This is a genomic window from Bradyrhizobium sp. Arg237L (genome assembly GCF_029990105.1).
Taxonomy (GTDB): domain Bacteria; phylum Pseudomonadota; class Alphaproteobacteria; order Rhizobiales; family Xanthobacteraceae; genus Bradyrhizobium.
Window position 1 is genome coordinate 1 of record NZ_JAQMIL010000019.1, and the last position, 15,763, is coordinate 15,763.

At 63.4% G+C, this 15,763-nt stretch carries 12 protein-coding genes; 6 read left to right on the forward strand and 6 right to left on the reverse strand.

Translation table 11 applies throughout. From position 1 onward, the window contains the following. Positions 1 to 477: 477 nt before the first annotated feature. Complete coding sequence (locus OZ411_RS13845; RefSeq protein WP_282528389.1) at positions 478 to 1,647, reverse strand: fumarylacetoacetate hydrolase family protein; 1,170 nt, start codon at positions 1,645 to 1,647, stop codon at positions 478 to 480. 298 nt (positions 1,648 to 1,945) lie between these two features. Between OZ411_RS13845 and ppk2 the strand changes: the two genes are divergently transcribed. Further along, positions 1,946 to 2,866, forward strand: a complete 921-nt coding sequence (gene ppk2, locus OZ411_RS13850) for a polyphosphate kinase 2 (RefSeq protein WP_282528390.1) — start codon at positions 1,946 to 1,948, stop codon at positions 2,864 to 2,866. A 101-nt stretch (positions 2,867 to 2,967) separates the two neighbouring features. Here ppk2 and OZ411_RS13855 read toward each other — a convergent pair whose 3' ends face one another. The 4 genes from OZ411_RS13855 to OZ411_RS13870 form a co-directional block, all read right to left on the reverse strand. Beyond that, on the reverse strand, positions 2,968 to 5,874 hold the full coding sequence (locus tag OZ411_RS13855; RefSeq protein ID WP_282528391.1) for an autotransporter domain-containing protein: 2,907 nt from the start codon (positions 5,872 to 5,874) through the stop codon (positions 2,968 to 2,970). 178 nt (positions 5,875 to 6,052) lie between these two features. After that, complete coding sequence (locus tag OZ411_RS13860) at positions 6,053 to 7,015, reverse strand: DMT family transporter (RefSeq protein ID WP_282528469.1); 963 nt, start codon at positions 7,013 to 7,015, stop codon at positions 6,053 to 6,055. Positions 7,016 to 7,279: 264 nt separating this feature from the next. Continuing rightward, complete coding sequence (locus OZ411_RS13865; RefSeq protein WP_282528392.1) at positions 7,280 to 8,119, reverse strand: aldo/keto reductase; 840 nt, start codon at positions 8,117 to 8,119, stop codon at positions 7,280 to 7,282. Between the two features lie 111 nt (positions 8,120 to 8,230). Further along, a complete protein-coding gene (locus OZ411_RS13870; protein WP_282528393.1) occupies positions 8,231 to 9,715 on the reverse strand; it encodes an aldehyde dehydrogenase family protein in 1,485 nt (494 codons plus the stop codon). A gap of 119 nt (positions 9,716 to 9,834) precedes the next feature. On the opposite strand from OZ411_RS13870, the gene OZ411_RS13875 reads away from it, so the two are divergent. The 5 genes from OZ411_RS13875 to OZ411_RS13895 all read left to right on the forward strand — a co-directional run bounded on the left by OZ411_RS13875 (position 9,835) and on the right by OZ411_RS13895 (position 15,256). Continuing rightward, positions 9,835 to 10,920 (forward strand): substrate-binding domain-containing protein, encoded by a 1,086-nt coding sequence (locus OZ411_RS13875; protein WP_130579555.1) that lies wholly within the window; start codon positions 9,835 to 9,837, stop codon positions 10,918 to 10,920. A 76-nt stretch (positions 10,921 to 10,996) separates the two neighbouring features. Further along, on the forward strand, positions 10,997 to 11,743 hold the full coding sequence (locus tag OZ411_RS13880) for a glutamine amidotransferase (protein ID WP_282528394.1): 747 nt from the start codon (positions 10,997 to 10,999) through the stop codon (positions 11,741 to 11,743). A 48-nt stretch (positions 11,744 to 11,791) separates the two neighbouring features. After that, positions 11,792 to 13,219 carry an NAD-dependent succinate-semialdehyde dehydrogenase gene (locus OZ411_RS13885; protein ID WP_282528395.1) on the forward strand — a complete coding sequence of 476 codons (1,428 nt, stop codon included), beginning with the start codon at positions 11,792 to 11,794 and terminating at the stop codon, positions 13,217 to 13,219. A 315-nt stretch (positions 13,220 to 13,534) separates the two neighbouring features. Next, positions 13,535 to 13,966 carry a CBS domain-containing protein gene (locus tag OZ411_RS13890; protein ID WP_130579558.1) on the forward strand — a complete coding sequence of 144 codons (432 nt, stop codon included), beginning with the start codon at positions 13,535 to 13,537 and terminating at the stop codon, positions 13,964 to 13,966. A gap of 594 nt (positions 13,967 to 14,560) precedes the next feature. Next, the gene (locus tag OZ411_RS13895) at positions 14,561 to 15,256 is read left to right on the forward strand and encodes a hypothetical protein (RefSeq protein WP_282528396.1); all 696 of its coding nucleotides are present in this window, start codon (positions 14,561 to 14,563) and stop codon (positions 15,254 to 15,256) included. Between the two features lie 311 nt (positions 15,257 to 15,567). Here OZ411_RS13895 and OZ411_RS13900 read toward each other — a convergent pair whose 3' ends face one another. Beyond that, positions 15,568 to 15,759, reverse strand: a complete 192-nt coding sequence (locus OZ411_RS13900) for a hypothetical protein (RefSeq protein WP_282528397.1) — start codon at positions 15,757 to 15,759, stop codon at positions 15,568 to 15,570. Positions 15,760 to 15,763 lie beyond the last annotated feature (4 nt).

The window sequence follows — 15,763 nt, forward strand, 5'->3', positions numbered from 1 at the left end:
GCTCGTCAGTCGTGACACTCTCGTCCACCGCATCTCACCGCAACGTTCGTGACGATCGCGACCCGCCCCTCTCTTGGGTGAGACGCGCGGAGTTAAATCACTGATTTGCCCGACGGCGGAAGCGGAATGTTTTTTGCGCGAGGGCTGGACAGACTTTTGCTGATTTGCCCGTCGGGTTGTTATGTCGCACCCAAGGCAACCCACATCGTCATTGCGAGCGGAGCGAAGCAATCCATAGCGCCGCGCGTGGAGACGTGGATTGCTTCGCGGAGCCTGTCATCGGGCGCGCGTTCGCGCGACCCGTTGGCCCGCAATGACGGGGCTGTCATTCCGGGGCGATGCGAAGCATCGAGCCCGGAATCCATCCAGCCGCAGAACACGTGGTGAAATGGATTCCGGGTTCGTGCTTCGCACGCCCCGGAATGACGGCGGAGTTTGAGGCTCGAGAAGTGGTGGGTTACGCTTCGCTAACCCACCCTACGAACCACGGACTGCGAGGCTCTTCATCAATGCGGAGATACCAAACGTCCAGGGTTCGCATTCGTCGCTTGAGCGCATGCGGTTGACGAGCTTGCCGAGCTCGGGTGCTGCAATCGTGACGATGTCGTCGCGCTTGTGGGTAAAGCCCTGGCCCGGCGCATCGCGGTCTTTTACGGGCGCGAACATGGTGCCGAGGAAAAGCGCAAAGCCATCAGGATATTGATGGACCGGTCCGATGGTCTGCGCCACGAGGTCGGTCGGATCGCGGCTGATCTTGCTGATCGACGAGTGGCCCTCGAGGACGAAGCCGTCCGGACCCTTCACGGTCAGGCCGACATCCATGTTGCGCACATGGTCGAGCGAAAAACTGCGGTCGAACAAACGGAGCAGCGGGCCGACGGCGCAGGAGGCGTTGTTGTCCTTGGCCTTGGAGAGCAGCAGCGCCGAGCGTCCCTCGAAATCGCGCAGGTTGACGTCGTTGCCAAGCGTGGCGCCGACGATGTTGCCGCGGCTCGAGACGACGAGCACGACCTCCGGCTCCGGATTGTTCCAGGTCGATTTCGGATGCAACCCGGCATCCATGCCGGTGCCGACCGAGGACAACACCGGTGCCTTGGTGAAGACCTCCGCGTCGGGGCCGATGCCGACTTCCAGGTACTGGCTCCAGGCCTGCTGCTCTATCAGCACCTGCTTCAGCCGCATCGCCTCCTCTGATCCGGGCTTGAGCTTGGAGAAATCGTCGCCGACCAGCCGCACCACCTCTTTGCGGATGGCCTCGGCGGAAGCGGGATTGCCGCGTGCCCGCTCCTCGATCACGCGCTCCAGCATCGAAATGGCGAAGGTGACGCCGGCGGCCTTCAACACCTGCAGATCGAGCGGCGCGAGCAGCCACGGCTTTTGCCGATCGCGGCGGTCCGGCGGCGTGTTGGCCACGATGCTGTCGAGGTCGCCGATCGGTTCGCCCTTGATGGTGCGCAGCACGGCGGCCGGATCGCTCTCCTCGCACAATGCGCTGACGGTCGGAAAGCGCGCGGTCACATCGAACACACCGTCGCTGCGCACGGCGACCACGGCAGGTCCGTCACGCCGTGGCAACCAGACGCGCCCGACCAGCGTGCCGTTGGTGCCGTCCTCCGGCAGGATGTCTTTGGCAGTCAGCGTGATCATTAGGCTATCTCCCATCCTTTTCGTTTTTGGCCAGCAACAACGGCTGAGGCTCCCTCAGTCGCCGCCCCCACTCCGCCGTCATCGTCCGCGCAGGCGGACGATCCAGTAAACGCCAGCCTCTCGGCCAAGCCACAAGCGCCAGCGTTTACTGGATGCCCCGCCTTCGCACGGGCAACAGCGGAGCTTCTTAGCACGCCTGCGACGCCAGTGTGAGACGCTCGTCATTCCGATGTCACACAAGCAGCGTCAATTCCCGCACTCCACATCCCGACTGTGAGCAGCCGAGAGACAGCACTCCATGACCACATCCACTCCGATCGACGAGGCCGCCCTGCGCGAGCGCATCAACCAGGAAATCGCCGACAATCTCGACGAGGAACTCGAGCTCGAACTTGACGACGCGCGACTGGACGATCTCGACGACCCCGCGCGCGGCGGCCTGCCTGCGCTCGATCGCAAGCTCTATTTCCGGGAATTGCTACGGCTGCAGGGCGAACTCGTGAAGCTGCAGGACTGGGTGCAGCACGAGAAGAAGAAGGTCGTGATCCTGTTCGAGGGCCGCGACTCCGCCGGCAAGGGCGGCGTGATCAAGCGCATCACCCAGCGCCTCAACCCGCGCATCTGCCGCGTCGCGGCGCTACCGGCACCAAGCGAGCGGGAGCGGACCCAATGGTACTTCCAGCGCTATGTCGCGCATCTGCCTGCCGGCGGCGAGATCGTGCTGTTCGACCGTAGCTGGTACAACCGCGCCGGCGTCGAGCGTGTGATGGGCTTCTGCACCGACGAGCAATACCAGGAATTCTTCAAGTCGGTGCCGGAGTTCGAGCGCATGCTGATCCGCTCCGGCACCATCCTGATCAAATACTGGTTCTCGATCACCGACGACGAGCAGCAGTTCCGCTTCACGATGCGGATCCAGGATCCGCTGAAGCAGTGGAAGCTGAGCCCGATGGACGTCGAGGCGCGGTCGCGGTGGGAGCAATACACCAAGGCCAAGGAGACGATGCTGGAGCACACCCACCTGCCCGACTCGCCGTGGTGGATCGTCGATGCCGTGGACAAGAAGCGCGCCCGGCTGAACTGCATCTCGCATCTGCTCAGCCAGATTCCGTATCAATCGGTGCAGCACATCGCGGTTGCGCTGCCGCCGCGCGTCCGCAATCCCGACTATCACCGCGGCCCGATCCCGCCGGAGATGTACGTTCCGGCAGCGTTCTGACGGAACGCGTTGTAGGGTGCGCAAAGCGCAGCGTGCCCACCTTTCTTGCACCGACCGTGGATGGTGGGCACGCTGCGCTTTGCCCACCCTACGCTTTCTGGCTACCAGGAAAAGCGCACCACGCCCTTGCCGGCGTAGGATTGGCTGATGCCGGAGAATTCGCCTTCGAAGGTTCCGGCCGCGGACCAGCCGTTCAGCCACTTCATCTCCAGCGATGCCGTGGTGAGCGCGGAATCATGCGCCTGCGCCGCGCCGTTGACGACGAAGGCTGCGCCCGGCAGCGTCTGGAACACGGCGCTCGCGGCACGGTCCGGGTTGAAGTCATGCGCCCAGGCGGCGCGGCCGCGCAGCGTCACTATTCCGTCCTCCACGGCGAAGGATTTGTCCGCGCGCAGGCCGAGCTCGGTGCGCGTGTCGGTGACGCTCTTGGCGGTGTAGTTCAGCGCAAAGGTGCTGGCTCCGGAGACCACGGCCTCGGCATAGTTCGGCAGGTCGAAGGTCGTCACCTGCGCCGCCGCATAGGGCGTGAGGCCCAGCCACGGCGTGGCGTAGCGATAACCGCCTTCGAGCCGGCCAGAATAGGTGTTGGCGTTGAACTCGGCGCGGAGGTGATCGACACCTGCGACGGTGACGAAGCGGTCCGTGGTGACGTCCTGCCAGCCATAGGCGAATGCGGCGGAGAGATAGGCCGGGCCCGTGGTGGTGCGCGCGAATGCGCCGGCCTGGAACAGGTCGGAGCGGCCCCAGCCCAGGCCGTTGACGCTGAAATTGGTGCCGCCGCCGGCAAGCGCAAAGCCCGCGAGCAGCGACGGCGAGACGCGATAGTCGAAACCGACAGCGGTGCCATAGACGCTGCTGCTCGCGTTGTTCGAGCCGAGCACGGCGTTGCCGTCCGTGGTCTGCGAACCGCCAAAGCCTGCAGCCCACACCCTCCAGCGCGGGTCGAAGCCCGGCGGCGCGGCGGGTGCCTTGCGATAGACGGCGGCGTAGGCATCGCGTTCGCGCTTGCTGCGCGCCATGCGGGTTGAGGCGTAGGCGTTGGCGCCGTCCATATCGGCGAAGGGCATTGCGCCCGCGCCGTCACTGAGGCCGCCGTTGCGGCCGGCGATGAACGGATCGGTCAGCAATCCCAGGAACAGGTTCATCGCGTTGAAGGTCGCCTGCTGCGATCCCGTCGCCACCTCGCCCGAGGCTTGCGTCAAGCCGGCCGGCGTCAGCGATGCGAACGGCAAGGGAATGCTGCCATTGGCATTGAAGAAGTTGGTCAGCGCGCCAGCGACGTTGTGCTGATTGATGTTGAGATTGGACCCGGCGCCGAAGTCGAGACCGAACGTCAGATAGACATTGGTCGCGTCATAGCTCAGCGCCGCCGTCAGGCCGCCCGGCAGGCCGGCCACATTGAGGCCGCCGAATGTCGTCCCGCCAAGGCCGCCATCCGCGGTCAGGATCGTATAGGGCCGCTTCGAAACCGAGCTGCCGGGCGAAAGGCTGGCGCCGACCGAACCGGCGAGCGTAGCCGTGCCGGTCACATGGGTGAAGGAGGACGTGGTGGAGCTGAGCTGCACCAGATAGAGCGCGCCGGACTGCAGTGCGAGATTGCCGGCAACGGTGGTGGAAGCACCCGGCACCGCATTGCCCGGCATGAACGCGCCGCCGCTCGCGATCGCGGTGTTGCCGACCGTGCCGACGCCCGAGAGCACGCCGCCGGCGCTGACCGCCACGCTGCCGTTGATGACGCCATCGACTGCGAGCGTGCCGCCGAGCACATTCCAGTCCTGCGCGCCGGTGCCAGTCACGGTCCATTTCGAGCTGTCGACCTTGTTGAAGGTCGAGAAGCCATCATACTGATTTCCCGGTCCGATCAGGCTGAGGTCGAACGTGCCGGTACCGGTGCCGCCGAGCTGGAAGGTGTCGCCGCCGTTGCCGAACACCAGGCCGTGGATGACGCTGCCCGGGCCGAGCGTCAGCACATTGGGGGTGCCGAAACCGCAGCCGCAGAACTCGATCGCAGCGAAACCGGTGGCGGCGTTGATGGTGCCCGAATTGAAGACGGAGCCGCCACCGTTGACCACGATGCCGACGGCGTCGCTACCGACATTGATGGTCCCGGTGTTGACGACCTGATTGCTGCCGGCAGACCCGGCAGTCGAGACTTCGATGCCGGCGGCCGGCGCGTTGTTTCCGACGGTGATCGTGCCCGCGTTTGTGACGGTGAGGGAATCGCCGACCGCGAAGATGCCTGTGGTGCTGTCGCCGCCGACGATGCTGCCTGTGTTGGTGATGGTGCCGGACGCGCCGAGGGAGAGCGGGAACGAGATAATGCCATAGCCCAACATGCCGACGTTGATCGTGCCGCTGTTGGTGATCTTCGTGTTGTCGCCGGCTGCGATGATAGCCATGCCGAAATCGTCTGATGTGATCGAGCCGGCGTTGCTGATCACCGCGTTGTTGCCCTGCACAGCAATGCCCGCGGCGTCGTGGCCGACCGTAATGCTGGCGCCCGCAGTGTTGGTGATGGTGTTGTTGTCGTTGATCGCGAAGATGCCGGCCGTGGGCGAAGAGGTGAAGCCTGTCGTGATCGTGCCGGCGTTGGTCACCGTGCTGTTGCCTGCGACGAAGATACCGTTGCCGAAGTTGCCGACCGTGATGGAGCCGGTCGCGGCGTTGGTGATCGTGTTGTTCTGGCCCGCGAAGATGCCGGTGCTTCCTGGTGCAGCGGAAAGCGTACCGTTATTGATGACGGTATTGGAGTCGTTGAGGCCGATCGCCGCTATGCCGTTGTCGCCAACGGTCGCTCCCGACTGCACGTTGACCGTGAGACTGTTGACGCCGGCGCCGGCTTCAAAACCGCTGGGGACGAGGCCGCTGCAGGTGACAGTCGCCCCGCTCGTTGCCGGATCGGGCACGCATTGCGCATGCGCCGCTACGGTCGACAGACACAGGCTAGCCAGGATCGCCGCCACGGCGGCCGTGTGCGCGCCGAGACCAGCAGGCAACCGAAACCACACGCCAACGCCCCCTCATTCCCCCGCACCTCGCGGCGCGTCCCTGGAACTCAGGTAGCATGCGGTTTCCCGGCGGGTGGCAAAAATCCGGCGGAAGGCGGCTGATCGCTCAGCTTTCGCGGCGCCACTGTGGCGCTGTCGCAACGATTGCGCGGCGATACGTCTCACTCCGCGCACGGAATCAGGCGTTCGGCGAGGGCTCGCCGGGCACGGTCAGGAGCTGCGAGCGACGGATTCGCTCGCGGTGGGCGGTGTAAAGGCCGGACGCGACGATGAAGGCAGCGCCGGTGATAGTCCAGACACCAGGCACCTCGCCGAAGATGAAGTAGCCGAGCAGACTGACCCAGAGCAATTGCGTGTAGGAGAACGGCGCCAGCACCGAGGCATCGGCATAGCGGAAAGCCAGCACCACGATCCACTGGCCGGCGGTCGAGGCCACGCCGACCAGGATGCCGAGAAGAATGTCGTGCCAAGTGGGCGTGACCCAGGCGAACGGCACCATGACGGTCATGATCGCGAAGCCCGTGATCGCGGAATAGGTCATGGTGGTGATGGCTGCATCGCGGCCGCTGATCATGCGCGTCATGATCAAGGTCGAGGCCCAGCAGAACGCCGACAGCAGCGGGAAGAAGGCGGCGACGTGGAACGCGCTGGTGCCGGGACGCAGGATGATGAGGACGCCGATGAGGCCGAGCGCGGTCGCGATCCATCGCCGCAAGCCGACTTTCTCGCCTAAGAAAACGATCGACAGCGCCGTGACGTAGAGTGGCGCCACGAAGCCGGTGGCGGAGGCTTCCGCGATCGGGAGGAAGCTCAAGCCGGAGATGAAGAACAGCGACGAACCGAGCAGCGTCGTGCCGCGGAGAAACTGCAGGCCAACCCGTCCCGTCCGCAGCGCAAAGAGCGGCGAGCCCGGCAGCATCGCCGGCGACATGATCAGCGCGAACACCAAGAAGCGGATCCAGGTGATCTCGATCGACGGCAGCGTCGTCGACAGATATTTCGACGTGACGTCGGAAGTGCCGAGGAAAATCGTCGACAGCAGGATCAGCGCGATGCCCTTGAACGGCCGATCGGCGCGGGCGGGAGCTTTGCGGGAGACGGATTTCTTCGCAGGCGAAGATTTCTTTGCAGGCAATGGCAGTGGTGCGCTGTCCAGCCTGGCGGCTGCGGCGGGGGGCGGTGTCACGGCAATCTCGGAAGCACAAATAAGCGAATCTGCGAGCCTCTAAAAAACGCCAAATGGCGGCGCGCGACAAGGTCCGAAAACAGGACGCCGATATGCGCGAATGTGCGCGGCAGCACGCCACGCGGTTGCAACACTTTGTTAAGAATCGTGACGCGACTTTATTTTTTTGAGCATGATCCGCTTCGGAAAACCGGTGTCCACTTTTCCGCGATGATGCTCCTAGAGCATCGGCAGCGAGCGCGGCTTCGGACCGCGCTGAAAAGCCTTGTCCAAAGCTTCGATCTCGCCGGCACTGAGCACGAGGTCGCCGGCCGCCGCGTTCTCGGCGGCGTGCTCCGCGCTCGATGCTTTGGGGATCGCGAACACGGCAGCCGCGCGCGTGAGGAAAGCCAGCGCGACCTGTCGCGGCGTGGCGTCGTGTGCCTCGGCGATCTTCTGCAGCACGTCGCCGCCCTTGCTCCGCGGCGAGGGAAAATCATTGTGGCCGAACGGCGAGTAGGCGACGACGGCGACGCCATGCTTCTCGCACCAGGGGATCACGGCGTGCTCGATCGCGCGCTCCTGCAGGTGATAGAGCACCTGGTTGCAGGCGATCCTGCCCTTATCAGAAACTTCGAGGATCTCGCCCAGATCATCGGCGTCGAAATTGCTGACGCCCCAGGACCGTATTTTTCCGGAGGCGACCAGTTCCTCGAACGCCGCGACGGTGTCTTCCAGCGGATAGGATCCGGGCCAGTGCAGGAGATAGCAATCGAGGTGGTCGGTCTTCAGCCGCTTCAGCGAGCGCTCGCAGGCGGTGATGGTGCCGCGGCGCGAGGCGTTGCTGGGCAGCACTTTTGAAACCAGGAACAGTTCGTCGCGCCGGCCTTCGATCGCATCCGCGATCACCAGTTCGGCGTCGCCATACATCTCCGCGGTGTCGATATGGGTCATGCCGAGCTCGATGCCACGGCGTAGCGCCGCGACCGCCGCCTTGCGATCGCCGCGGTCGAGATACCAGGTGCCCTGCCCGATCACGGAGACGTCGGGGCCATGGTGGCCAAATTTTTTCGTGCGCATGATCGCCTCGCTCGTCCAGGTGCCGCGGAGCGCGGACCTTAGACGAAACCGCTGGCGATGTCGCGGCGGAAGCGGAGGACCTTCCGCCGCGCGCACCGACCTCTCACGCCTTCAGACGTTGAGGTTCATCCAGACCGCCTTGGGCTCGCTGAAATTGTCGATGGCGGCGGTGCCGTGCTCGCGGCCGAGGCCGGAATCGCGCTCGCCGCCCCAGGGCAGCCGCACATCCGTGTAGCCATAGGTGTTGATCCACACCGTGCCGGCCCGCGCGCGCTTGGCGAAGCGCTGCACGCGGCCCATGTCGCTGCTCCAGACGCCGGCGGCAAGGCTGTAGGCGGTGCCGTTGGCGATCCTCAGCGCATCCGCCTCGTCCTTGAACTTGATCACGCTGACGACCGGGCCAAAGATCTCCTCCTGCGAGATCCGCATCTCGTGCTTCACGTTGGCGAACACGGCGGGGCTGACGAAATAGCCGCGATCGCCGACATGCTCGCCGCCGGTCACGAGCAACGCGCCTTCCTTCTTGCCGATGTCAACATAGTCGAGAATGGTGCTCATCTGCTTCTCGGAAATCACCGGTCCGAGAGCCGTGGCGCGATCCTGGGGATCGCCGATGCGGAGCGCGCTCGCGCGTGCAGCCAAGCGCTCGACCACCTCGTCATAGACGCTCTCCTGCACCAGCACGCGCGAGCCAGCCGAGCAGACCTGTCCGGCGTTGAAGAAGATGCCGGCAGCCGCGGCCTTCGCGGCGGCATCGAGGTTCGCGTCCTCGAAGATGACGTTGGCCGACTTGCCGCCGAGCTCCAGCGATACGCGTTTGAAATTGCCGGCCGCGCCGCGCATGATTCCGCGCCCCACGCCGGGCGAGCCCGTGAACGTGACCTTGTCGACGTCAGGGTGATTGACCAGCGCCTCGCCGGCGATGCGGCCCGGTCCGGTGACGAGGTTGAGCACGCCGCGCGGCAGGCCGGCTTCGAGCGCGAGCTCGCCGATCCGCAGCGCCGACAGCGAGGTCAGCTCGGCCGGCTTCATGACGATTGTGCAGCCGCACGCCAGCGCCGGCGCGAGCTTCCACATGCCGATCATCAGCGGAAAATTCCAGGGCACGATCGCGGCGACCACGCCGACCGGCTCGCGGACCGTGTAGGTCAACGCATCGTCGCGGGTGCTCACCACGTCGCCGCCGATCTTGTCGGCCCATCCGGCGTAATAGGTCAGCGTATCGATCGCCGCCGGAAAATCCTGCCGCAGCACCGCCGCGATCGGCTTGCCGGCATCGAGGCTCTCGAGCTCGATGATCTCGTCGGCATGCTGCTTCAAGAGCTCGGCCCATTTCAAGAGGATGTGGCCGCGTTCGGCGGCGCGCATGGTCCGCCATGGTCCCTCAAAGGCACGGCGCGCGGCCGCAACGGCGCGGTCGACGTCCGCGGCACCGCCTTCCGCGATCGTCGCGATCACTTCCTCGGTCGCAGGGTTGAGGGATTTGAATGTGCGTCCGGAGATGGCCGGGACGCGGGCGCCGTCGATCAGCAGCAGCTCGTCCCTGACAGCGGAACGGCCGAAGGCCTCCCGCGCATAGTCATATGCAATTGACATCATATTTCCTCCTATCTGGTATACCAAACCTAAGAGGAGATATCCTGCAGTAAATATGATATTTTCTGCCTATGGCTGACGATAATATGAATTTCACTTCATATTGAGAAGATAGGTCGATGCTGCACATCGAGATCGAAACCATCTGGCGATTTCACCGCGAAGGCAGCCCGCAGACGGCTGTGGTGATCCTCGGCATCCTCAACGAGATCCGCAAAACCGGGAAAATCTCGAGCGCAGCCATCGATGCGCATCTGTCCTATCGCCACGTCTGGAACCTGATCGACCAATGGTCGGAGTTCTTCGGCGTGCCGCTGGTGGAGACCCAGCGCGGCAAGGGCTCGCGGCTGACGCCGTTCGGCGAGAAGCTGGTCTGGGCCGGCGAGCGCATGCAGGCTCGCCTCGGCCCGCAGCTCGAAAACCTCGCGCAGGAACTGGTCACGGAGATCAAACCGTTCCTGCACCAGCGTCCATCGGTGATCCGCGTTCATGCCAGCCACGGCTTTGCCGTCTCCAAGCTGCGCGAATTCCTCGACCGCGAGCCCGGCATGGGCGTCGACCTCCGCTATGTCAGCAACCAGAACTCGTTAGTGTCGCTGGCGCAGGGCGCCTGCGACCTCTCCGGCGTGCATCTGCCGCGCGGCGAATTGCGCGCGCAAGGCATCCAGGCGTGCCGCGACTGGCTCGATCCGCGCGAGGACCGCGTGATCAGTTTCGTCACACGCGAAATGGGCCTCATGGTCAAGCGCGGCAATCCGCTGAAGATCAGCTCACTGAAGGATCTGGTCGATCGCAAGGCGCGCTTCGTCAACCGCGATCACGATTCAGGCACCCGGCAGCTTTTCGATCAGCTCTTGGCGCTGCACCGGATTCCCGAGAGCAAGATCAACGGCGCGCAGCAGATGGAATTCACCCATGCGGCCGTTGCTGCCTATGTCGCCAGCGGCATGGCGGATGCGAGTTTCGGCGTCGAAGCGGCCGCCCGCCAATTCGGGCTCGATTTCATCCGGCTGCTCACGGAAGATTATTTCTTCGTCTGCAAGAAGGCGTTCCTCGAGACCGAGCCGATGCGGCGCGTGCTCGAGATCATGAAGAGCGGCGACTTCCATAAAGCCATCGACGCCCTTCCCGGCTACGTCGCCTCCGAAACCGGCAAGGTCAGCGGCGTGAAGGATTTCCTGGAACGGATGCACTCCGATCGCTAAGCTGTCGCCGTCGCTAGACACCTTTGGCAGAGATACGTTATATTTGTGATGATATAACGAATGCTCGGATTTCCAGATGTTTCGACAGCGCCGTTCTGCCATCGCCATACGCCATGTGGCTTTCGAGGATTTGGGGCTCCTTGCCCCGATCATGGAGCGCGAAGGCTGGAGCGTGTCGTTCTGCGACGCTGCGGTCGACGACCTCTCCGATCGATCGATCAGGAATGCCGAGCTTTTGATCGTGCTGGGCGGGCCGATCGGGGTTTACGAGTCCGACAACTACCCGTTCCTGAATGCCGAAATTGCGCTGCTTGAGCACCGGCTGCAACAGGACCTGCCGACGCTTGGGATCTGCCTCGGTGCCCAGCTCATGGCACGCGCGCTCGGCAGCCGCGTGTTCGCCGGCCCTGCCAAGGAGATCGGCTGGGGAACGATCGGTCTCACGCCGGAAGGCGCCTCGTCCTGCCTGCGCCGCCTCGGGAAAGATCCGACCGTGCTGCACTGGCACGGCGACACTTTCGATCTTCCGCAGCAAGCCTCAAGGCTCGCTTCAAACGCCAATTACGAGAACCAGGCCTTCGCCTATCGGCAGAACGCGCTCGCGCTCCAGTTCCATCTCGAGGCCGATCCGCGCCAGTTGGAAGAGTGGTATGTCGGCCACGCGGCCGAATTGTCGGCGGCGAAGATATCGATCTCTGACCTCAGGGCAACAACGCTGAAGCTTTCGAAGACCGTCGCCGCGCAAGCCGAGCAGGTCTTTACCGAATGGCTTCACGGCATCCCGCTAGCCGGCACCGCGCTTCAATCCGGCGCGCACGCGTAAAGCGCGGCGCCCGCGCTCCTTGCCACCAAGAACAACAAAGGAATGACCATGGCAAATTATCCTGAAATCCAGCTCTATATCGACGGCCGCTGGAAGCACGCCAGCGGGCAGCCCATCATCAATCCCGCCGACGAAACCACGCTCGGCACGGTGCCCACGGCAACGCGAACCGACCTCGACGACGCGCTCGATGCCGCCGAAAGAGGATTTGCGATCTGGCGCAAGACGGCGCCGCTCAAGCGTGCGCAGATCGTCCTGAAGGCGGCCGCACTCATTCGCGATCGTGTCGATGAGATGGCGGTTGCGATGACGCTCGAGCAGGGAAAGCCGATCGAGCAAGCCAGGCTGGAAATCCTGCGGGGTTGCGAGATCATCGAGTGGGATGCAACGGAAGGACAGCGGCTCTACGGCCGCGTGATCCCAAGCGAGCCCGGAATGCGGCACACGGTGCTGCGGCAGCCGATCGGTCCGGTGGCAGCGTTCTCGCCCTGGAATTTTCCGATGAGTTCGCCGGCGCGCAAAGTCGCCGGCGCACTGTCTTCGGGATGCTCGATCATCCTCAAGGCGTCCGAGGAGACGCCCGCCGGCGCCGTCCAGCTCGTGCGCGCCTTTCATGATGCGGGCCTGCCTGCCGGCGTGCTGAACCTCGTCTTCGGCAATCCGGCGGAGATATCAGAATATCTGATCCCGCAATCGCGCATCCGGCTGGTGACGTTCACAGGCTCGATCCCGGTCGGCAAATATCTGGCCGCGATGGCAGGCACTCACATGAAGCCGGCGATCATGGAGCTTGGCGGCCACGGCCCTGTGATCGTCTGCGACGACGTCGATCCGGTCGCAACGGCGGCCGCGTCGGTGGTCGGCAAGTCACGGAATGCGGGACAGGTCTGCGTCGCGCCGACGCGCTTCTTCGTCCAGGAATCGATCTACGATCGATTTGCCAATGTCTTTGCCGAGAAGGCGAGCGCGCTGAAGGTCGGCAATGGATTGGATCCGTCGAGCCAGATGGGCCCGCTGGCAAACTCGCGGCGGATCGATGCCATGGAAACGCTGGTTGCCGACGCCAAGGCCAGGGGCGCGCGCGTGCTTGCGGGCGGACATCGGCTCGGCAATCGCGGTTACTATTTCCCGCTCACGGTGCTCGCCGATGTGCCCGACGATGCCCGTGCCATGAACGAAGAGCCGTTCGGTCCGCTCGCGCTTGTCAACCCCGTCAAGACGCTCGACGAAGCCATCGAGAAAGCCAATTCCCTCCCCTTTGGTCTCGCGGCCTATGCGTTCACCCGTTCGGCTGAGAATGCCGATCGTCTCGCCGAGGGCGTCGAGGCCGGAAACCTCTCGATCAACCACTTCGTGGCCTCGGTCGCCGAAACGCCTTTCGGCGGCGTCAAGGAGAGCGGCTATGGGCGCGAGGGCGGCACCGAGGGCCTGCAGTGCTACACGGTGGTCAAGAACGTCTCGCACAAGACCGGCTGATCGATTGTTCCATTGGATGCGACGATCTCAGGTCCGGACGATGGGACCGGACCTACGGTCACCTTCGCTCCCAGCTATTCCTCGAAGGCGCGCTCAAGCTGATCGTCGGATGGGGTTGAGAGCACAAAAACGACGACTTCAAACCAACCGACGGCCTCTGCCGCCGTTACACCGCGGCCCCGATACTCGCTGACTGCTTCCTGCCAATATGATACGCTGATGCTCCCAATCGAGGAGAATGGATGCCATGGTACGTGGCCCCAGTTGTGGGGGCGGGATGGAATAGGCGGCTAGGCCACACGATGGGAGGAAACTATGACCATCGAAAACATTCTGAGGCGGAAGGGCACCGATGTCACAACAATAGCTCCGGACGCCAGCATCAAGAGGGCGGCAGACTGGCTCCGCGCAAAGAATATTGGCGCTCTCGTGGTGACGAGTGAGAACTCGGTTCTCGGTCTGATTTCCGAACGTGAAATCGTTCATGCATTTTCTCGCTATGGCCAGACGGCCGGGTCGATGCTGGTGAAGGAAATCATGCAATGCGGTGTGGCTACCGTGTCTCCGGACGAGAGTGTCAATCGCGTGATGAAACTGATGACGCACCACCGCGTGCGCCACATGCCGGTACTACGCGGCGGCAAGCTAGCCGGCATCGTCAGCATCGGCGATGTCGTCAAGGATCGACTCGAGGATCTGGAGCTTGAGACGAAAATCCTGCGTGATGTCTACAACGCAGCGCGTTGACGGCTCGGGCGCCGGCTCATAGGCGCGCTGTCAATCGTCGTGCTCGCGTTCACATGGACGTTGTCGGGCCCGCTCCGGGTTAATGGAGCCGGGACGTGAACAATGTCGAGACGTCCGCGTCGACAAAACTGCGGAAAGCGTCGCATCCAATAAAAACGTTGTGGCTGTGAACGAGCTCACAATGCAACCAGCACGATCATGTTTTGATCGTAGCGCATCAACCATTGGTAAAATGGGATGCGATGGTCGCCGGAGGGCTTCCCCAACAAAGGGGTAAAATATGAACAGCAAACCTCCCACTCCGAAGCGGGGTGCTTTCCCTACGCCGAAAGAGGTGCGCGACAAAGCACCAAAGTACAACCCTGACGCACCCGACGCAGCCGACGATCAGAAAGGCGAGGAGACAGACTCTTCGCCGGATCAGCAGCAGCATGACGATGCTCAGCGTGGAACGAAGGACGAAGCAATGGAGCCTAAGCGGAAATAATCGAAGTTCATTTCAGCAAACGGAGACATACCATGGCAATTCAGCTTGGAGGAAGTGGACAAGGTAGATATCCCAAACGCGGAGCGACTCCCACGCCGAGGAGCGTCTTGGCGGCCGCCACCCCGCATAGTGTAGTCGGCCTTGCAGCGGCACCTCCCCATTTCATCACGATCCCTCACAGGCTGTCCTCTTGGGGCAATTTCGATCATGGTGATTGCGTCACTGCCGAAGAAGCGTTTGCGAAGGCGTGTCACAATCCGGAAATCTTCATTTCGGACAACGAAGTGATAAGATGGGCGACGAAACATGGGGTGCTGGAGGGAGCCTATCTGCATCAGGTGATGGTTTGGATGCAGGAAAACGGCTTCCATCAGAGCCGGCACATCTACGATGACGGCCAGATCTATTCGGTCGACTGGACGAATCCCTCCACGTTAAACAGCGCAATTGCGGAAGGTCCGGTCAAGATTGGCGTTGCCGCAACCCAACTCCAGACCGCATGGAACTCCACGAACGGGAAGACCGGATGGTTTGGCCTTGGATTCAACAAGGACACCAACGAGGACCATTGCGTTAGCCTTTGCGGATACGGCTCGCTCAACTGGCTCGCACAGCAGCTTCAGGTCACTGTGCCGGCCGGAGTCGACGGTACGAAGCTCGGCTATGCGATGTTCACGTGGGACTCGATCGGTATCATCGACCAGCCTTCCATGATCGCCGTTACCGAAGAGGCATGGCTCAGAACCCCGACAACGGTCGTCAAGCCCGCAAAGACGCCCGAGCAGGAAAGCGTCACGGTATAGCAGGCTTCAATGGAACGACTGCACCGGCGCGGAGCCCGCCTTGACCGGCAGAGCTTCGCGCCGGCTATCATCGCTCGGCCCGGCCAGTGTAGCGCCGCTTGTGGAGACGTGGATTGCTTCGCTCCGCTCGCAATGACGGGGTCTGTCATTCCGGGGCATCGCGAAGCGATGAGCCCGGAATCCATTTCGCCGGCAGCGCCCGCGACCCGATGGATTCCGGGCTCGCGCCAAGAGGCGCGCCCTGGAATGACGGCGGCGTTTGCTGCCAGAAAGCATGGTGGGTTACGCTTCGCCAGCTAGCTAGTCCGCCCCTACAAATCCGCGGGGCGCTTCTTGCAGGCGAAGAATGCGGTGACGGCGAGCGGGACTGCGAGTGCGATCCATGAGGTCGTGTCCCAGATGCCGTCGCCGAGCAAGGCGGACACCAGGCCGAAGGCGACGATCACTGCGATGATCGCCGGGAACAGAAAGATCTGGGTGAGCGAACGACGGGCGTTGATCATCAGA

Excerpts from the sequence above, each read along its gene's own strand:
- OZ411_RS13845 (WP_282528389.1), bottom strand. The coding sequence starts at position 1,647 with ATGATCACGCTGACTGCCAAAGACATCCTGCCGGAGGACGGCACCAAC.
- ppk2 (WP_282528390.1), top strand. The coding sequence starts at position 1,946 with ATGACCACATCCACTCCGATCGACGAGGCCGCCCTGCGCGAGCGCATC.
- OZ411_RS13865 (WP_282528392.1), bottom strand. The coding sequence starts at position 8,119 with ATGCGCACGAAAAAATTTGGCCACCATGGCCCCGACGTCTCCGTGATC.
- OZ411_RS13870 (WP_282528393.1), bottom strand. The coding sequence starts at position 9,715 with ATGTCAATTGCATATGACTATGCGCGGGAGGCCTTCGGCCGTTCCGCT.
- OZ411_RS13875 (WP_130579555.1), top strand. The coding sequence starts at position 9,835 with ATGCTGCACATCGAGATCGAAACCATCTGGCGATTTCACCGCGAAGGC.
- OZ411_RS13880 (WP_282528394.1), top strand. The coding sequence starts at position 10,997 with ATGTTTCGACAGCGCCGTTCTGCCATCGCCATACGCCATGTGGCTTTC.
- OZ411_RS13885 (WP_282528395.1), top strand. The coding sequence starts at position 11,792 with ATGGCAAATTATCCTGAAATCCAGCTCTATATCGACGGCCGCTGGAAG.
- OZ411_RS13890 (WP_130579558.1), top strand. The coding sequence starts at position 13,535 with ATGACCATCGAAAACATTCTGAGGCGGAAGGGCACCGATGTCACAACA.
- OZ411_RS13900 (WP_282528397.1), bottom strand. The coding sequence starts at position 15,759 with ATGATCAACGCCCGTCGTTCGCTCACCCAGATCTTTCTGTTCCCGGCG.